Origin of the sequence: Desulfosporosinus sp. I2, assembly GCF_000960765.1 — a bacterium.
GTDB lineage: Bacteria > Bacillota > Desulfitobacteriia > Desulfitobacteriales > Desulfitobacteriaceae > Desulfosporosinus.
Genome location: NZ_JYNH01000294.1, coordinates 1 through 948 on the forward strand (window position 1 = coordinate 1; position 948 = coordinate 948).

Here is a 948-nt window from a genome sequence, read left to right on the forward strand (position 1 = left end):
GGGTAAGTCGCGGTTCCGATGAGTACCGGCAAAGGGGCTATCTTTTGAGTGTTGACGATTAAGACTCCCTCTTTTTTCAAGAAGTGAGACCATCGATAAGCTTCCAATTGTTCAAAGGCGACCATAAAATCTGCTTCTCCGGGTTCGATAACCGGAGAGTAAACGTCTTTTCCTATACGAACTTGAGTGACTACGGATCCACCCCGTTGGGCCATTCCATGGATCTCAGACATTTTCACTTCGTACCCTTGAGCCAGAGCGACATGGGTCAGGATTTTGGAGGCTAAGATTGTCCCTTGTCCGCCTACGCCTACGAGTAAAATATTCGTTATCTTAGACATTAAGCATCACCAGCCTTTCTCAAGGCATTAAATTTACAGACGTTCATACAGAGGCCACACCCTGTGCACAGAGCTTGGTCAACTTGGGCCGTTTTGTGTTCTTCATCAAAGGAGAGTGCTGGACAACCAAGTTTTAGGCATAGTTTACAGCCTGTGCACTCTTGGACTTGGAGAGGTTTTTCAGTATTTTTGATAATAAGAGCACAAGGTCGTCTCGTAATAATGACCGAGGGTTCAGGCGCTGCTAGTTCGGTCTTGATGACTTCTTTAACGTTTACTAGGTCAAAGGGATCAACTTCCGTAATTCGTTTGACTCCCAAGGCCTTGCACAAAGCCACAAAGTCGACTTGTGGAGCAGGTTGACCCATCAGAGTTTTGCCGGTCGATGGATTATCTTGATGGCCCGTCATGGCTGTAATAGAATTATCCAGAATAATCGTCGTCGTGTGTCCCCCGTTATAAACCACATCCATGAGACCGGTAATGCCTGAATGTAGGAAGGTGGAATCTCCGATGACAGCCACCATCGATTCCGCCATTTCCGGATGAGCTTTCTCCATTCCTAAAGCTCCGGATATCGAGGCACCCATGCAGATGCAAGTATCCA

General features: G+C 46.9%; 2 protein-coding genes. Both read right to left on the reverse strand.

Going from position 1 to position 948, the window contains the following annotated elements:
• Window positions 1–341 (reverse strand): indolepyruvate oxidoreductase subunit beta (locus UF75_RS25750; RefSeq protein WP_045577361.1); only part of this gene is annotated, 341 nt, incomplete at its 3' end.
• A partial coding sequence (locus UF75_RS25755; RefSeq protein WP_045577362.1) for a thiamine pyrophosphate-dependent enzyme occupies window positions 341–948 on the reverse strand: 608 nt, incomplete at its 5' end. The genes UF75_RS25750 and UF75_RS25755, both read right to left, overlap by 1 nt.